Genomic DNA, 15,079 nt, shown 5'->3' with positions numbered 1-15,079 from the left:
ACTCACTTGAACCGATACATGTAGCCGATTCTGGCCTCGGGAACGACCCGTCTTCCGACGAGCGGACTGTCGGTGATGCCGTCGCCGAGACGCGACACACCCACGTCCACGAACACCGTCTGCTGCTTCGTCAGCCGGTAGTCGATACGGGTGCCGGCCGACACGTTCACGGCCGAACCCGCGCTGTATGCGGCGCGCCACGCACGTGCCTCGGATGGTCGCACGCCGTAATAGTAGTCGACGTATTTGTCGCTCAGCCATTCCACGCCGACATGCGGCGCGATCGAGAACGCGCCGAGCGCGAACGCCTTCTCGAAGCCGATCTTCGCGCGTTCGCCCTTGTTTCCGCCGAGCAGGAAACTGCCCGACAACGTGCCGAAGCGCGTGCTCCATGACAGTGCAGGGCCGTACCACAACGCGCCCTTGCGATTGTCCATGCCGTTCAGGATCGGTGCGTCCGAGCCCTTGTATCCGTCGAACAGCGAGAACTGGCCACGCAGCGCGAGATTGACGCCGCTCCAGCTGCCGATTTTCAGATCGATGGTGGTGCCGATGGCCTGCACCCATTTGTTGTCGAAGTAGACCAGCGGAAAAGGCAATACGCGGGTGCCGTCGCCGCTGTAGACCGACGGCTCGACGCCGACGCCGGCGCCCAATCCCCAATGCGTGACGTTCGTCGCGTGGTCGAGGATGGTCAGCCCCGAATGATCGGAATCGGGCGGGCTCATGGCGTCGTCCGCCCATGCGGAAGCGGATGACAGTGCGAATGAAGCGGCAATCAGCCATAACGGACGTGCGCGGCGGGCGGCAATTTTCACAATCGTTTTCCTGGAGTCGGCGGTCGAAACGGGGGCTACTGTAGGACCAGTCGACTTACCGCTCACTTACCGAAAAAATCGTCTCGGGCGGATCTTGTGAGGAATTCGGATGGTGGGAAATATCGATGCAAGGCGAGAGGCTCGATGCGCGCGAGCCTGCATGCCGGCGCCGCCGCACTCGGCCGGCCCGGAAAGAAACAAATTTCCCCATTCCGCATATGGATAAAACGTTATTCCACATCGAGCCGAATCCTCAGCCAACTTTGGATCCTTTTTCCCTTCTGTCCCCCGTATCATTTCCGTCACTACGCAATGAGCAAGAGACGGACATGAGCGCCCCCACCCCGCTGCACTACCTCGACTACGCAGCCACGACCCCCGCCGACCCTGCCGTGATCGACGCGATGACGGCCTGCCTCGGCTTCGACGGCATCTTCGGCAACCCCGCATCCAGTTCGCACGCCGCCGGCCGGCAAGCGAAGGACAAGGTCGAACACGCCCGTGCGCAGGTCGCCGCGCTGATCGGCGCGGACGCCGACGAGATCGTCTGGACGTCGGGCGCCACCGAATCGAACAACCTCGCGCTGAAGGGCTATGCGGAAAACGCGACCGGCAAGCGCCACCTGATCACGAGCCGCCTCGAGCACAAGGCCGTGCTCGACACGATGGCGAACCTGTCGAAGCGCGGCATGCAGGTCACTTTCCTGACGCCCGACGCCCACGGCGAAATCACCGCCGACGCGGTGGCGGCCGCGCTCGGCCCCGACACCGGCCTCGTGTCGCTGATGCTCGTGAACAACGAGATCGGCACGCTGACCGACATCGGCGCGATCGCCCGCATCGTGCACGCGGCCGGCGCGCTGCTCCACGTCGACGCCGCGCAGGCGCTCGGCAAGACGCCGATCGACGTGCGCGCGCTCGGCATCGACATGATGTCGATGTCCGCCCACAAGGTGTACGGCCCCAAGGGGATCGGCGCGCTGTTCGTCCGCCGCGAGATCGCGAGCCGGATCGCGCCGCAGATTCACGGCGGCGGCCACGAGCGCGGGCTGCGTTCGGGCACACTCGCGACGCATCAGATCGTCGGCATGGGTGTCGCATGCGAACTCGCCGCCGAGAAACTCGACGGCGAAGCCGCGCGGATCGCTGCGCTCGGCGCGCGGCTCACCGACGCGCTGTTCGCGCTCGGCGACATCACGCAGAACGCGGCCGCCGCCCGCCGCATCCCGCACACGCTGAGCCTGACGGTCAATGCGCCGGGCTTCTTCCCGTTCATGCTCGGCGAAGCGCTCGCCGTGTCGTCCACCTCCGCATGCAATTCGACCAGCGGCGCACCGTCCCACGTGCTGACCGCGATCGGCCTCGACGCGGAAACGGCCGGGCGTACCGTGCGCATCAGTTTCGGGCGCTTCACGACGGAGCAGGACGTCGACTTCGCGATCGGCTGTTTCGCGCGGGCGATCGAGCAATGCCGGGCGGCCGCGGCGACCGGCTTCACCGCGTCGAGGCAGATCACGCCGGCCGACCTGAAGGCGATCCGCAATGCGGGCTTTCGTGCGGTGATCTGCAACCGGCCGGATGGCGAAGGTGTGGATCAGCCGTCGTTCGACGAGATCGCCGCGGCCGCGCGCGAACTGGGGATGGACGCGCGCTACCTGCCGGTCGAGCGCGACCGCATCGGCGACGCGGAAGTCGACGCGTTCGGCGCACTGGTCGACACGCTGCCGAAGCCGGTGCTCGCGTATTGCCGCAGCGGCAGCCGCTCCGGCATGCTGTGGAATCGGCTATCCGCTCGACGGGCGGCGTGAGCCTCCCCCACCCTTACGCCTGACCGCCTGCGGTCGCGCATGAAGCCGATGCTTCGCTGCGCGGCCGCCCGGTGGCGCCGGTCACGACCGCATCAGGCCCGTTCATCGCCGTTCACCGGCGTATAGATCGCCAGCTTCAGCGCGGGATCGTCGTTCGCCTGGAACGTCGCGTACTCGTAGCGCTGCGTGCCGCGTTGCGCATGCACGAGCACTTTCTCGCCGGACACGCCGCTGCGCACGTCATGCGCATCCCACCATTGCGCGAACTCGGCGCTGCCGGCGCGCAATCGCGCGACCAGCGCGACGAACGCCGGATCGCTCGCGTAGAGATCGTGGCTCGTGCGAAACAGCGCGATCATCCGCCGCGCCTCGTCGGCCCAGCTCGCGGCGAACAGCGCACGCGCGTGCGGCGTCTCGAACATGTAGACCAGGATATTGCGATCGGCTTGCGCCAGCCGGTCGAAGCCGAGCACCTCGGCCGCGGCGGCATTCCACGCGAGGATGTCCCAGCGCCGGCCGGTCACGTAGGCAGGCTGCCGAAGGTGCGCGACGAGCCGCGCGAGGGTCGGCGGCACGTGTTCCGGCACGAACGCACGCGGCCCGTCGCGCCGTGCGAGCGTGCGCAGATGGACGGCTTCGGCCTTGTCGAGCCGCAACGCACGCGCCAGCGCGTCGAGCGTCGCCTCCGACGGGTTGACGTCGCGCCCCTGCTCGAGCCGGACGTACCAGTCGACGCCGATGCCCGCGAGTTCCGCGACCTCCTCGCGCCGCAGGCCGGGCGTGCGCCGGCGCGGGCCGCCGTGCAGACCGACGGCTTCCGGGCGCAGCTTCTTGCGCCGCGAGCGCAGGAAATCGCCGAACGGGGTTCGCGTGGTGACGGTCATCGGGTTCGCTCCGGGCAGGGTGGTATCGGCCCATCCTGGGCTCGCGCCGGGCCTTGTTGCAGATTCTAAGCCTGCCAGAATCGACGCATCCCCACCGTCAGGAAGCGTCATGAAAGCTGCGATTCTGAAGTCGTTCGGCGGGCCGCTCGCGATCGAAACGATGCCGGACCCCGTGCTCGGCACCGGCGAAGTCGTCGTGGACGTCGTCGCGACGCCGGTTCTGCCCTATGCGCGGGAAGTATTCAGCGGCGAGCGCCGCTATCCGCTTGAGCTGCCGATCGTGCCCGGCTGCGGCGCGATCGGCCGGGTCCGGCAAACCGGCCCCGACGCGACGCAATTGCAGCCGGGCGACTGGGTGTTCTGCGACCCGACCGTCCGCTCGCGCGACGACGCGCGAATGCCCGACATCGTGCTGCAGGGCTGGAGCACGCGCGGTGAAGGCGGCAAGCAGTTGCAGCGCTATTTTCACGACGGTCCGTTCGCCGAACGGCTGCGCGTGCCGACCGAGAACGCGGTGCGCATCGGCGCGATCGCGTCGGCCGACGCCGCACGCTGGTGCGCGCTCAATACCCTGCTCGTGCCTTACGGCGGGCTGCTGGCATCCGACCTGCGCGCCGGCGAAATCGTGCTCGTCAGCGGCGCGACCGGCCATTTCGGCAGCGCCTGCGTCGCGGTGGCGCTGGCAATGGGCGCGCGCTGCGTGGTCGCGCCCGGCCGCAACGTGCGCGTGCTCGCGGATCTCGAACGCCGCTTCGGCGACCGCGTGCGCACGGTCGAGCTGACCGGCGACGAAACCGGAGACCGCATCCGCATGCAGCAGGCGGCGCCGGGGCCGATCGACTGCGTGATCGACCTGATGCCGCCGTCGGTGCCCGCGACGACGGTGCGCGCGGCCGTGATGGCGGTTCGCCCGTACGGGCGCGTGGTGCTGATGGGCGGCGTCGGCATGCTCGGCGGGGCCGGGCTCGAGCTGCCGTATCCGTGGATCATGCGCAACGACATCACGCTGCGCGGCAAATGGATGTACCCGACGCAAGCCGTGACGCTGATGACCGGGCTCGTTCGCGGCGGGCTGCTCGACCTCGGACAATTCGACGTGACGGCCTTCGCGCTCGACGACGCGAACGACGCGGTTACGCATGCGGCGGAGCACGGCGGGCCGTTCAGGATGACGGTGATCGCGCCTTAAGCCGAGCCCGCCGACGATTCGGCGGCCGGTGCGCCCGACAAGCCGCACCGGCCGCCGTCCTGCCTGCTACGTCACTCGTCCTGCTGTTCCTGCTGCGCCTGCGCCTGCCGCTGCCGGATGAACTGCCGTACGTCGCTCATCGTCACGCGACCGGTGTGCTTCGCATCGATCTCGTCGAAGTGCTTCGACACGAAGCCGAGCCCGCTGCTCTGCGCCTGCGCCTTCGTCACGGCTGCGCCGTTGCTGAGCACGGTATTGCCGCCGAGCCTCGCGTCGACGCGCTGCTGCGCCTGCTGCTGCAAGGCCGCGCCGGTCGACGGCAACACCGGCGCCGCCCGCGTGGCAGGAAAGAACGGACCGTCGACACCGCGCCCGCCTTGCGGCAGCTTCACCGGCGCCACCGCCTGCGGCGGCAACGCGTAGGCACTGCTCATCACGGCACCGAGCACGATCAACGGGGACATACGCCGCATCAATTGGATTAGGGACATGATCGCTCGCATTCAATGGATGAATAGAGGGTTCCGCCGACAACGCGTCCGTCGCTCACGGGGCGGCCGCCAGCGTCGTCGCGGCCGTCGCGCCCGGGACGCTGCCGGTCGGCACGCTGGGCGGGTTTTCGTCCGGCCACGGCGGCGGCAGCATGCGCAGCGTCAGCGCCGTCGGAATCCGCGCGCCCTTGTAGAACGTCTGCAGGTCCCGCTTCATCAGCGGACGGGCGACGTCGTCCAGGTAAGTCATGTGGCCGCCCTGGAAGAAGTTCACCTGCAGCTTCGGATTCAGGCCCTTGACCGTCTGCAGCCGCGCGAGCTGCTTCTCCGTGTTGAAGAACGGCGTCGCGAGATCGTGGTAGCCGTTCTCCGCGAGCACGCGAAGCTTCGGGTTGAGCTGCAGCGCACCGAGCAGATCGGGGATCGTGTCGGGCATCGGCTGGCCGTCGTGCGAGAAGTCCCAGACGCCGATGATGTTGTCGTTCAGCGGCAGGTACGTCGCGTTCGGGGCCGTGTAGCCGAGATAGTCCGGCATCTGCGTCGCGAGCGCGTTCGTGAACGGCTGCGAGATCAGGATGTCGGACGGATCGCCGTCGGTCTGCAGCCGCGGATCGGAATTCGGCAACGACACGCGCCCGTCATACCGGCCGATCGTCGTGCCCGGCAGCAGGCTCGTGCCGAACGGATTCGCGTTGAAGTAGCCGCGCAGCGCCTGCTGCGTGAGGCTCGACGGGATCGACCACAGCCTGAGCGTCGCATCGCTCGGGAACACCGGCGTGCCGAGCGCATCCGGAATGCCGAGCTGGCTCAACACCCACGACTGCGAGTACTTCTGCAACTGGCTGTAGATCAGCGTCGTGAACAATTCCGTCTGCAGTGCGTACAGATCCTGGTTCACCGGCGCCGGCGAGACCTGGTTGAAGTACGCCGCGACCGCCGCGTAGCCGGGCAGATAGCCGGCCACCGTGTCGGTATCGAGCAGCAGCCCTTCGGTCGACTGCGTGATCGCCACCGCTTCCACCGCATCCGCGAAGTAGTTCAGGATCGACGACTGCAGCACGATGCCCGTCAGGTGCACGCCGGCCGATTCGAGCGCGAGCGCGAGCATGTCGGTACGCGGCGTGCCGTACGATTCGCCGTACAGGTAGATCGGCGACGTGCCGCGGCTGTTGACGTTCAGGTAGCGCTGGATGAAGTCGCGCATGATGTTCACGTCCGCGTCGGAACCCCAGTACTTCTGGTTGGTGTTCGGCAACACGGCCTCCGACAGCCCGGTGCCGGGCGGGTCGATGAACACGAGGTCGGTGGTGTCGATCAGGCTTTCCGCATTGTCGACGAGCGGATAGTTCGGCCAGTTGTTGCCGAACAGCGGATCGGGCGTGGCCACGCGGGTCGGCGCGAACGAGCCGAGCCGCAGCCAGATCGACGACGAGCCCGGCCCGCCGTTATAGACGAACGTGACCGGGCGCGGCTTGCCGTTCGTGCTGGGCGCCGTGTACGCGACATACGACATCGACGCTTCCGCATTGCCGTTCGCGTCCTGCGCGGTCAGGTGGCCGGTGGTCGTCGTGTAGTCGATCGTCTTGCCGCCGCCCTTCCACTGGTAATGCATGACGGCCGCTTTCTCGGCCACCTGCGACGGCGCGAGGCCGTCGGTCGCGTTCATCGAATACGCGACCAGGTCGACGTACGGCTGGTTGGCCGCCGGCGCCTGGGTGCCGGCCGCCTGCGCGCTGGCCTGCTGGCTCGCGGTGGCCTGTGCGAGGCTCGACGCGCCGACGGACGACGAATCGTCGCCGCCGCATGCCGCGAGCGCCAGTGTCATGGCGGTCAATGCGCCTAGCCCGCCCAGCCGGCCGCGACGAACGCGGCGGCTGCCGGTACTGCTCCTGTCTGGTTTCATCTCTGCCCTTTGATTTCGGATACCGCGTCACAAAGGCCGCCGACGCCCGCGAAACGCGCAGGCGTACCCGCCACTCGCGTTGCACGGTCGGCAATCGGCGGTTGGATGGGACTTCTAAGAGACTGAACTTGATACAGACACAGCAAACTGCCGGCGAGAATGATGCCAGGACGCGCCCCCTGCAGTTTGGACCACTTTTGTATTACTGAAATTTACGACATGACAAAAATAGGCGGTGCTGCGCCGCGTTGTCAAAGATCATTCGGATATTAAAAATCCCGCAATGATGCGAAGGGCGGACAGTGTCTGGAATTTGAAAGAAAACAGGATTATTCGTGAAAGGCATGCTTCATCGGCAATGCCGCGCCGAATATTTTACTTTTCCCGCACAACGCGGAAGCCTTTTCTGCATTGGCGCAGCGCGTTCAAGGCCTTCGGATCGACAGGACCATTCTTTCATTTTTATTATCGCCGTATCGATCGGGACGGTGCAGCGACATGCGCACGTCATTCGATAATTCGATTCGCTTCAATCACGCTTCAATTGCAGAAACGATGTGCACTGCGTCATCCATAAAATACCGGTTCGATTAATTCTGCGCGGCATTATTTACCCGGCATTCGAGCGGCTTTCCCGGACAGGCCGCGACGGACGGCATTGCCGCGCGTCGCGCCTGTCGCAGGCACTCAAACCATCGTCACTTCCCGCCGCCCGGCAGCGCGATATCGATCAGCACCGGATCGTGATCCGACGAGCGATATGCATCCGGTGCGTAGAACGTCTTCTGCTGCTCGGCCGACTTGTACGCGAGCGTGTACTGCAGCGCGAGCGGCTCGTCCGCGTTGATGTGCCATTCGTGCACGGCCTTCACGTGCGACGCGAGCGGCAGCGTCGCGAGCGCGTGGTCGAGATAGCCGGCTTCGCCGTTGTACACGTAGCTGTATGCGTTCGCGCCGATCCAGCGCGCGACGAGGTTGCGGTAACCGCGCGACTCGAGCGCGCGGATCGGGTCTTCGTACGTGTAGCTGTTGAAGTCGCCGATCAGCAGCACGCCCTGGCTCTTGACGCCCGTCGGGTTGCCGGCCAGCCAGTCGGCGACTTTCGCCGCCGCGCGCGTGCGCGTCGGGTTCCAGCAGCCCTGGCCATCGCCCTGGTCGAGATCGTCGTTCGCGGCGTCCGGGCAGTTCTTCGACTTCAGGTGGTTCACGGCCACCGTCAGCGCCTGCTTGTTGCCGCCGACCAGCCGGAACGACTGCGCGAGCGGCTGACGGTTCTTGTCGTCGATCGCGAGCGTCGCCGCGCGACCGACCGGCTCGACCTTGCGGCTGTCGTAGATCATCGCGACCGCGATCGCGTCGCCGCCGAGCCGCGACGTACCCGGATCGACGACGCGCCAGTGGTCGCCGAGCTTCGCCGCGAGCTGGCGCACCGCGCTCAGTTCGCCGTAACCGTTGTTCTGGATTTCCATCAGGCCGATCACGTCGGCGTCGATCGCCTTCAGCGCGCTGACGATCTTCGCTTCCTGGCGCTGGAATTCCTGGAAGGTCTTCGCGCCGCGATTGTTCGGATCGTCGAAGCCGCCGCCGAGACCGTTGCCGTTGAAGTAGTTCAGCACGTTGAACGACGCGACGCGCAGGTTCGATTTCGGATCGCGCGCCGGCGCGTTCGTGCGCGGGTTCGTACGTGCTTCGAACGCCGGCACTGCTGCACCGGGCAGCGGCTGCACGCGCCATGCGCCGTAACGCACTTCGAGCACGCCTTCGACGTCGCGCACGGTGTAGCCCGCGCGCAGCGTGTTCGAGGCCGACAGGCCCGGCGCCGGGTACGGCACGGTCGCGGGATTCTGCTTGTTCGAGCCGTCGTCGAGGATCAGGCGGTTGCGCGCGTTCGCGTCGATCTGCGCCTGCGCCTGTGCGGGCGGCACGACGCTCGTCGGCGTGCGCAGGCGGCCGTTGCTGAGCATCACGCTGCCGTAACGGCCGAGTTCGTAGTTGTCGGTGACGCTCAGCGTCTGCGGCAGGCGCACGAGCATCCCTTCGTACGCGGCGAACGCGTTCGGGCTGTCGACCGGCAGCGTGAGCGTCGCGGGCGTGACCGTCTGGCCGTTCGCGCACACCGCGATCGGGCCCGACAGCGTGAGCTGCGTCTGCCCGTATTTCTCCTCGATCTTGCCCGTCACGTGCACGAGATCGCCGGCCTTCGCGCGCGCTTTCGGCGCATAGACGAACAGGCCTTCGGACACGCCCGGCTGGTTGCGGCGCTGCGCGTCGGCCTGCTGGACGAAGAAGCCGCCGAAGCCGTCCGTACCGCCGAAATCGGCGGTGACGACGGCTTCGATCGACGCGTTCTGCCCGGCGAGCGGCGACGGCGCGCCCGGCCCCTGGATATCGGCGATCGGCGTCGTGCTGCCGCCGCAATTGGGGCTGACGGGTGCGGCGGTGGCGGCGCACACCGGCGCGGCGAGCGCCGGGAGCAGCAATAGCGGGGCAAACAGGCGGATTGTCGAGCGCATGGCGGGAATCCCGGTTGTGAGGGTGGCGAAAGCTTAGCGGCGCTCGGTGACAGTTTTTGGTAATCGCGAGACAGGCCGATGTAATGGTCGTCATCACGCCGCGATCGCCCTGTGTCGTCCGGTCAAGCCCCGACCATGCACCCCATCTTCCGGCGCCGAAGCCCCGCCGCTAGACCGTCCCCGGCAACGCGCTCGACACGAGCACGGCCGCCGCCATCAGCACGCCGCCGAGCACGACCGCCTCGACTCGCAGCACGGTGCAGAACCGCTTCAACGCGTGTGCCGGCATCGCGGCGGCCGGGTCCTTCAACGCGTCCAGCAGCTTCGGCATCCCGAAGAAGCGGTTGTGCCCGCCGAGCATCGCGGCAAGCAGCACGAGCGCGAGCTTCAGCAGCAGGATCTGCCCGTACGTCGACGCGAGCAGGTTGGCGGGCGTCTCGACGCCGCGCCAGCCGTTGTACGCGCCGGTCGCGAACAGCACGATCAACGCGCAGGTCGACGCATCGGACAGCGACTGCACGAACGCCGCACCCGTCATGCGCTCGCTCGTCGGCATGCGGGCGAGCCGCGGCATCAGGCCGAACGCCGTCACGAGCACGAGCCCGACCCACGCGCTGATCGCCAGCAGATGCAGCCAGTCGACCCACACCGGCACGCTGAACAGCCCGGCGTCCACCGGATGGCCGCCGTTGCTGCGCGCCAGCGCGACAGCGGCAAGCGCGGCCGCCATCGCGAACGGAAACCGCGTGTCGTTCGCGCGCCCGACGAACGACAGCAGCACGACGACGAGCATCAACACCGTGCCGGCCAGCCACGCATGACCGAACCCGGTGCGCGCAAGCATCGAACACACCGCCGGCCCCGCGTCGAGCAGCGACACTTCGCTCATCAGCGCGCAGTGCGCCCAGAACGCGGTGACGCTCGCGAGCAGCGATACGACGGATGCGATGCGCAGCGTCGCGACGAGCCGCCGGCCGACGTCGTGCTGCCATGCGGACGCGCCGCGCGCGAGCCAGTGGCGACCGAGCAGCGCACCGACGACCACCGCGAACCCGGCGTTCTGGATCGCCACCGCCACGAGCCGCAACAGGCCGAGGATGCCGTCGTTCATTCCTTCACCCGGAACGTATAGGTGCCCTTCGTGCGATGCGCATCGGCCGTCATCGCCGTCCACTGCACCGTGTACGCGCCGGCCGCGAGCTTCGGTATCGCGACGGCCATCACGCGCGGATTCGACGCGTCGACCTTCGCCTTGTCCTGCGTGACGGCGTTGCCGCTCGCATCCGACACCTTCACCGAGCTGAACGCCGGTTCGAGGTCTTCGTTGAACGTCAGCCGCACCGTGTCGGGCGACGCGTCGACCGTGCTGCCGGCTGCGGGTGCGGCGCCTTCGAGCTTGCCGTGGGCCGAGGCCTCGACCGGTGTCATCGCGAAGAGGGCGCCAGCCGCGGCGAACGCGGCGAGCCGTCCGGAAATCGTGCTGGTCATGTTCGCGCTCCGCGTCACGGCTTCTTCAGTTCGACGACGGTCAGCACGCCGTCCACGTCCTCGGCGACGAAGTCGACCGTATCGCCCGCCTTGACCTGCGACAGCATCGCCGGGTCCTTCACCTTGAATACCATCGTCATCGCGTCCATCCCGAGGTTCTCCAGCGGGCCGTGCTTGATCGTCAGCTTGCCGGCCGCCGGGTCGACCTTGCGGATCTCGCCGTGCGACATGCGCGACGCCGCCGCGGCGCCCTGCTTCGCGCCATCGCTCATGTCCATGCCGGCCATGTCGCCGGCGGCGTACGACGCAGCGGAGAACGCCAGCGCGCACCCCGTCGCCATCAAAACCAGTCCCTTCTTCATCGTGTCGACTCCCGTGTGAGTGAATGGAAACCGGCGGCCGCATCGGCGCGGCCGCCGCGTGCTGCTTCAACCGTCCGGCATTTCGCCGGTGTATTCGTATGCGACGGTGCCCTTCGGATGCCGGAACCAGCCCGGATCGCGATAGTCGTTGCGGCCGAGCCCTTGCCGCACCTTGAGCACCGTGAACATGCCACCCATTTCCAGCGGCCCGAACGGGCCCGTGCCGGTCATCATCGGCAGCGTGTTGTCGGGCAGCGGCATCTCCATGCCGCCCATCGCGCCGCCCGTGCTGCCCATCGCCATGTAGTCGGGCACGAGCTTGCCGATCCGCTTCGCGAGATCCTTCTGCGGTACGCCGATCAGGTTCGGCACCTGATGGCCCATCGCATTCATCGTGTGGTGCGACTTGTGGCAATGGAACGCCCAGTCGCCCGGGCGATCGGCGGTGAACTCGATCGCGCGCATCTGGCCCACCGCGACATCGGCCGTCACTTCCGGCCAGCGCGCGGCCGGCGGAATCCAGCCGCCGTCGGTGCCCGCGACCTCGAAGCTGTAGCCGTGCAGGTGGATCGGGTGATTCGTCATCGTCAGGTTGCCGAAACGAATCCGCACGCGGTCGCCGGCGCGCACCGGCAGCGGATCGATGCCCGGGAACACGCGCGAGTTGAAGGTCCACATGTTGAAGTCGGTCATCTCGTTCACGCGCGGCGTGTAGCTGCCGGGATCGATGTCGTACGCGGCGAGCAGGAACACGAAATCGCGATCGACCGGCATCGTGCCGCGGTCCTTCGGATGCACGACGAACATGCCCATCATCCCCATCGCCATCTGCACCATCTCGTCGGCGTGCGGGTGATACATGAACGTGCCGTGCGCTTCGAGCCTGAACTCGTAGACGAAGGTCTTGCCGGGCGGGATATGCGGCTGCGTGAGGCCGCCGACGCCGTCCATCCCGTTCGGCAGCCGCAGCCCGTGCCAGTGGATCGTCGTGTGCTCGGGCAGCCGGTTGGTCACGAAGATGCGGACCTTGTCGCCTTCGACGGCCTCGATCGTCGGGCCGGGCGACTGGCCGTTGTAACCCCACAGGTTCGCGTTCATGCCGGGCGCCATCTCGCGCACGACGGGCTCGGCCGTCAGGTGGAATTCCTTCCAGCCGTTCTTCATCCGCCACGGCAGCGACCAGCCGTTCAGCGTCGCGACGGGCGTGTACGGGCGGCCGTTGGGCGGCACGAGCGGCGGCTGCGTGCCGGTTTTCGCCATCGTCGGCGCGTCGGGCAGCGACGCGGCGCCGGCCCGGCTGACCATCGCCGCGCCAAGCAGCGCGGCGCCCGAGCCGCTGAGAAATTGTCGACGGGACACCATGTCAATGACCTTCCGGATGCGGTTGCGTGGCGGGCGCCGATGGCGCCGCGGGGGTGGAAGCCGGCTGCCGCGCAGCGTCGGCGTCGAATGTGGATGCGGGTGCCGATTCGGCGTCATGCGGTGCGCGCGGCGCGGCGCCCGACGACGGCAACCGGCCGCCGACGGCCATCTGCAGATCGGTTTCGGCGAGCCAGTAGTCCTTCAGCGCGTCGATGTAGCCGTTGACCGCGCCGACCTGTTCGCGCGCATCGGTCAGCAGCTCGAACACGCTCGCGAGCATCCCGTTGTAGCGCAGCAGCAGTTCGTCGGAAATCGTCTTGCGCAGCGGCACGACTTCGTCGCGATAGTGCGTCGCGACGTCGTAGCTCGTCACGTACGCCGCGTACGATTCGCGTACTTCGGAGCGGGCATCGATGGCCGTTTTCGCGAGCCGGTTCGCCGATTGCATGTAGACGGCCTCGGCGCGCGCGACCTTCGCGCCGCCCCAGTCGAACAGCGGAATCTCGACGCTGATCTCGTAGCCGTGCTCGTGGCCCTTGCCGGTCTCGTAGTCGTTCACGTAACCGAGCTCGACCGCGTTGACGAAACGCGTGGCCTTGCTCAGGCCGAGCGACGACGCGACGCCCTGCGTCCGCAGCTTCGCCGCCTGGATGTCGAGGCGGTTGCGCATCGCGAAGCGTTCGAGATCGGGCAGATCCGGGCGCGCCTTCGGCAAATCCGGCAGGCGTTCGGGTAGCGCGTATCGCGTGCGTTCGCCCCACAGCCCCATCGCACGCGTGAGCTTCTCGCGTGCGGCGACGGCCTGCTGGCGCGCCTTCGCGTGCTGCGCGACCGCGTCGGCATGAAACGCCTGTTCGCGCGCGTAGTCGAGCCGGCTGAAGTTGCCGGCCTGCCGCATGCGCAGCGCCAGCTCGGCGGCCGCGCTCGCGGCGTCGCGCACCTGCTGCGCATAGTTCGCGGCCTGCTCGGCGGCGACCGCTTCCACGTAGGCCCGGCGCGCATCGGCCGCGACCTTCAGCATCGCATCGGCCGTTTCCAGCCTGGTCTGCTCGAAACGGCGGCGCTCGATCTTCGTTGCAAGCGGCATCGTCAGCAGCGCGAACACGTTCGCCGAGAACGTGCGGCCGAGCGTCAGCTCGCCGTCGCCGGCACGCGTGCGGCTGAATGCGAAGCGCGGGTTCGGCAGCCGGCCGGCCTGCACGAGGTCGGCCTCCGACAGCCCCAGCTCCGCATACGACGCCTGCAGCCCGCGGTTGTTCAGCAGCGCGACCTGCACCGCGTCGTCCATCGACAGCGGCTTGCCGAGCAGTTCCTTCGTCCGCCGGTCGACGGCTTCGCGGTCGGCGTCGGTCCTGACCACCACTGCGTCCTTGCCGATGCGCGCCGATGCGGCGGACGACACGGCGTCGAACCCGTCCTTCGAAAACGTCGTGCAGCCCGCGAGGAACGCCAGCGCGACCACGGCCGCGCCGATCCTCGGCGATATCGCGAACGTCGTCATCGCGCGGCCCCTCCGTGCATCGAATGGGCCGCGCCGTTGCCGGCCGCGCCGCCGGTCGTACGCCCTTTCGCGGGCCGCTCCGTCACGTCCCGGTTCAGTTGCTTCCAGCCCGGGCCTGCATCGTCCCGATACGGCCGGTAGCCGTCGAACGCGGACGTCACGGTGACGTCCGGCACCGACGCGGCGGCGTCCGCCGGATCGGGCAACGGGGTTTGCGCGGGCGCGAGCGACGGCACGAGGGCCGCCGCGCCCATTAGCGCCGCAATGATCAATCGCATGAACATGTCTCGTCGTAAGTCGTCCGGCGCGCCCGAGGCGGCCGCCGGAGTAGAGGGCGGATCGCGGCCGGTCGGCCACGGGCAGGGACTAGGCGGGCATCCGGCGCGGCGGCCGGTCGATGCCGCCGGTCAGGAACGACACGCCTCCGGCCGAAGGCGGTGGCGCGACGATCGTGACGCCGACGCTCGCCGCGGCAGGCACCGCGAGCGCCCCCGACATGTCCGTGCCGAAGCAGCAGGACACGCACGCGGCACACGACGACGCACCTCGTGCATGGTCGCCGTGATCGCGATGACCGTCCTGCGCGGCCGGCATCGCGTGCGACGCGTTGTCCGCATGCCGCACGGCAGCTCCCGAGCACGGCATCGAAACGACCGCGAACGACTGGATCGGCAGGCTCAGCGCGAGCAATACGACGACGAGAAAGGTGCGCCAGTACGACATGGAGACGAAATCGGGCAGACAGCGATCGTTCGGGCCG

The 15,079-nt window shown here is 67.8% G+C and carries 14 protein-coding genes; 2 read left to right on the top strand and 12 right to left on the bottom strand.

Annotated elements, in window-relative coordinates; all coding sequences use genetic code 11:
* Positions 1-2: 2 nt before the first annotated feature.
* Entirely contained in the window at positions 3-818 is an 816-nt protein-coding gene (locus tag WS54_RS01945; protein ID WP_059784769.1) for a MipA/OmpV family protein, read from the bottom strand.
* 329 nt (positions 819-1,147) lie between these two features.
* On the opposite strand from WS54_RS01945, the gene WS54_RS01940 reads away from it, so the two are divergent.
* On the top strand, positions 1,148-2,626 hold the full coding sequence (locus WS54_RS01940; RefSeq protein ID WP_059784772.1) for an aminotransferase class V-fold PLP-dependent enzyme: 1,479 nt from the start codon (positions 1,148-1,150) through the stop codon (positions 2,624-2,626).
* A 92-nt stretch (positions 2,627-2,718) separates the two neighbouring features.
* Here the strand turns inward: WS54_RS01940 and WS54_RS01935 are convergent, their stop codons facing one another.
* Entirely contained in the window at positions 2,719-3,510 is a 792-nt protein-coding gene (locus tag WS54_RS01935) for a helix-turn-helix transcriptional regulator (RefSeq protein WP_059784774.1), read from the bottom strand.
* Positions 3,511-3,619: 109 nt separating this feature from the next.
* On the opposite strand from WS54_RS01935, the gene WS54_RS01930 reads away from it, so the two are divergent.
* Positions 3,620-4,699, top strand: a complete 1,080-nt coding sequence (locus WS54_RS01930) for an alcohol dehydrogenase catalytic domain-containing protein (protein ID WP_059784778.1) — start codon at positions 3,620-3,622, stop codon at positions 4,697-4,699.
* A gap of 71 nt (positions 4,700-4,770) precedes the next feature.
* Here the strand turns inward: WS54_RS01930 and WS54_RS01925 are convergent, their stop codons facing one another.
* From WS54_RS01925 to WS54_RS01875, 10 genes are all read right to left on the bottom strand, one after another.
* Positions 4,771-5,202: a hypothetical protein gene (locus tag WS54_RS01925; protein ID WP_059784779.1), complete on the bottom strand. Its 432-nt coding sequence runs from the start codon at positions 5,200-5,202 to the stop codon at positions 4,771-4,773.
* 43 nt (positions 5,203-5,245) lie between these two features.
* Entirely contained in the window at positions 5,246-7,093 is a 1,848-nt protein-coding gene (locus WS54_RS01920) for a S10 family serine carboxypeptidase-like protein (protein WP_034205573.1), read from the bottom strand.
* Between the two features lie 698 nt (positions 7,094-7,791).
* The gene (locus WS54_RS01910) at positions 7,792-9,606 is read right to left on the bottom strand and encodes an ExeM/NucH family extracellular endonuclease (protein WP_059784782.1); all 1,815 of its coding nucleotides are present in this window, start codon (positions 9,604-9,606) and stop codon (positions 7,792-7,794) included.
* A gap of 169 nt (positions 9,607-9,775) precedes the next feature.
* Positions 9,776-10,717, bottom strand: coding sequence for a CopD family protein (locus tag WS54_RS01905; RefSeq protein ID WP_059784785.1), 942 nt, complete (start codon positions 10,715-10,717; stop codon positions 9,776-9,778).
* Positions 10,714-11,094, bottom strand: coding sequence for a copper homeostasis periplasmic binding protein CopC (copC, locus tag WS54_RS01900; protein WP_059785148.1), 381 nt, complete (start codon positions 11,092-11,094; stop codon positions 10,714-10,716). The genes WS54_RS01905 and copC overlap by 4 nt, the downstream gene beginning before the upstream one ends.
* 14 nt (positions 11,095-11,108) lie before the next feature.
* Positions 11,109-11,456 carry a copper-binding protein gene (locus WS54_RS01895; RefSeq protein WP_059784789.1) on the bottom strand — a complete coding sequence of 116 codons (348 nt, stop codon included), beginning with the start codon at positions 11,454-11,456 and terminating at the stop codon, positions 11,109-11,111.
* 66 nt (positions 11,457-11,522) lie between these two features.
* Complete coding sequence (locus tag WS54_RS01890; RefSeq protein WP_059784793.1) at positions 11,523-12,818, bottom strand: multicopper oxidase family protein; 1,296 nt, start codon at positions 12,816-12,818, stop codon at positions 11,523-11,525.
* Between the two features lies 1 nt (position 12,819).
* Positions 12,820-14,319, bottom strand: coding sequence for a TolC family protein (locus tag WS54_RS01885; protein WP_059784797.1), 1,500 nt, complete (start codon positions 14,317-14,319; stop codon positions 12,820-12,822).
* Complete coding sequence (locus tag WS54_RS01880) at positions 14,316-14,597, bottom strand: hypothetical protein (RefSeq protein ID WP_058903570.1); 282 nt, start codon at positions 14,595-14,597, stop codon at positions 14,316-14,318. The genes WS54_RS01885 and WS54_RS01880 overlap by 4 nt, the downstream gene beginning before the upstream one ends.
* Before the next feature lie 88 nt (positions 14,598-14,685).
* Positions 14,686-15,042 (bottom strand): hypothetical protein, encoded by a 357-nt coding sequence (locus WS54_RS01875; protein WP_034205579.1) that lies wholly within the window; start codon positions 15,040-15,042, stop codon positions 14,686-14,688.
* Positions 15,043-15,079 lie beyond the last annotated feature (37 nt).

Source organism: Burkholderia sp. NRF60-BP8, assembly GCF_001522585.2.
In the GTDB taxonomy this organism is placed as follows: Bacteria; Pseudomonadota; Gammaproteobacteria; order Burkholderiales; family Burkholderiaceae; genus Burkholderia.
This window is presented reverse-complemented; position numbering and strand designations above follow the sequence as displayed.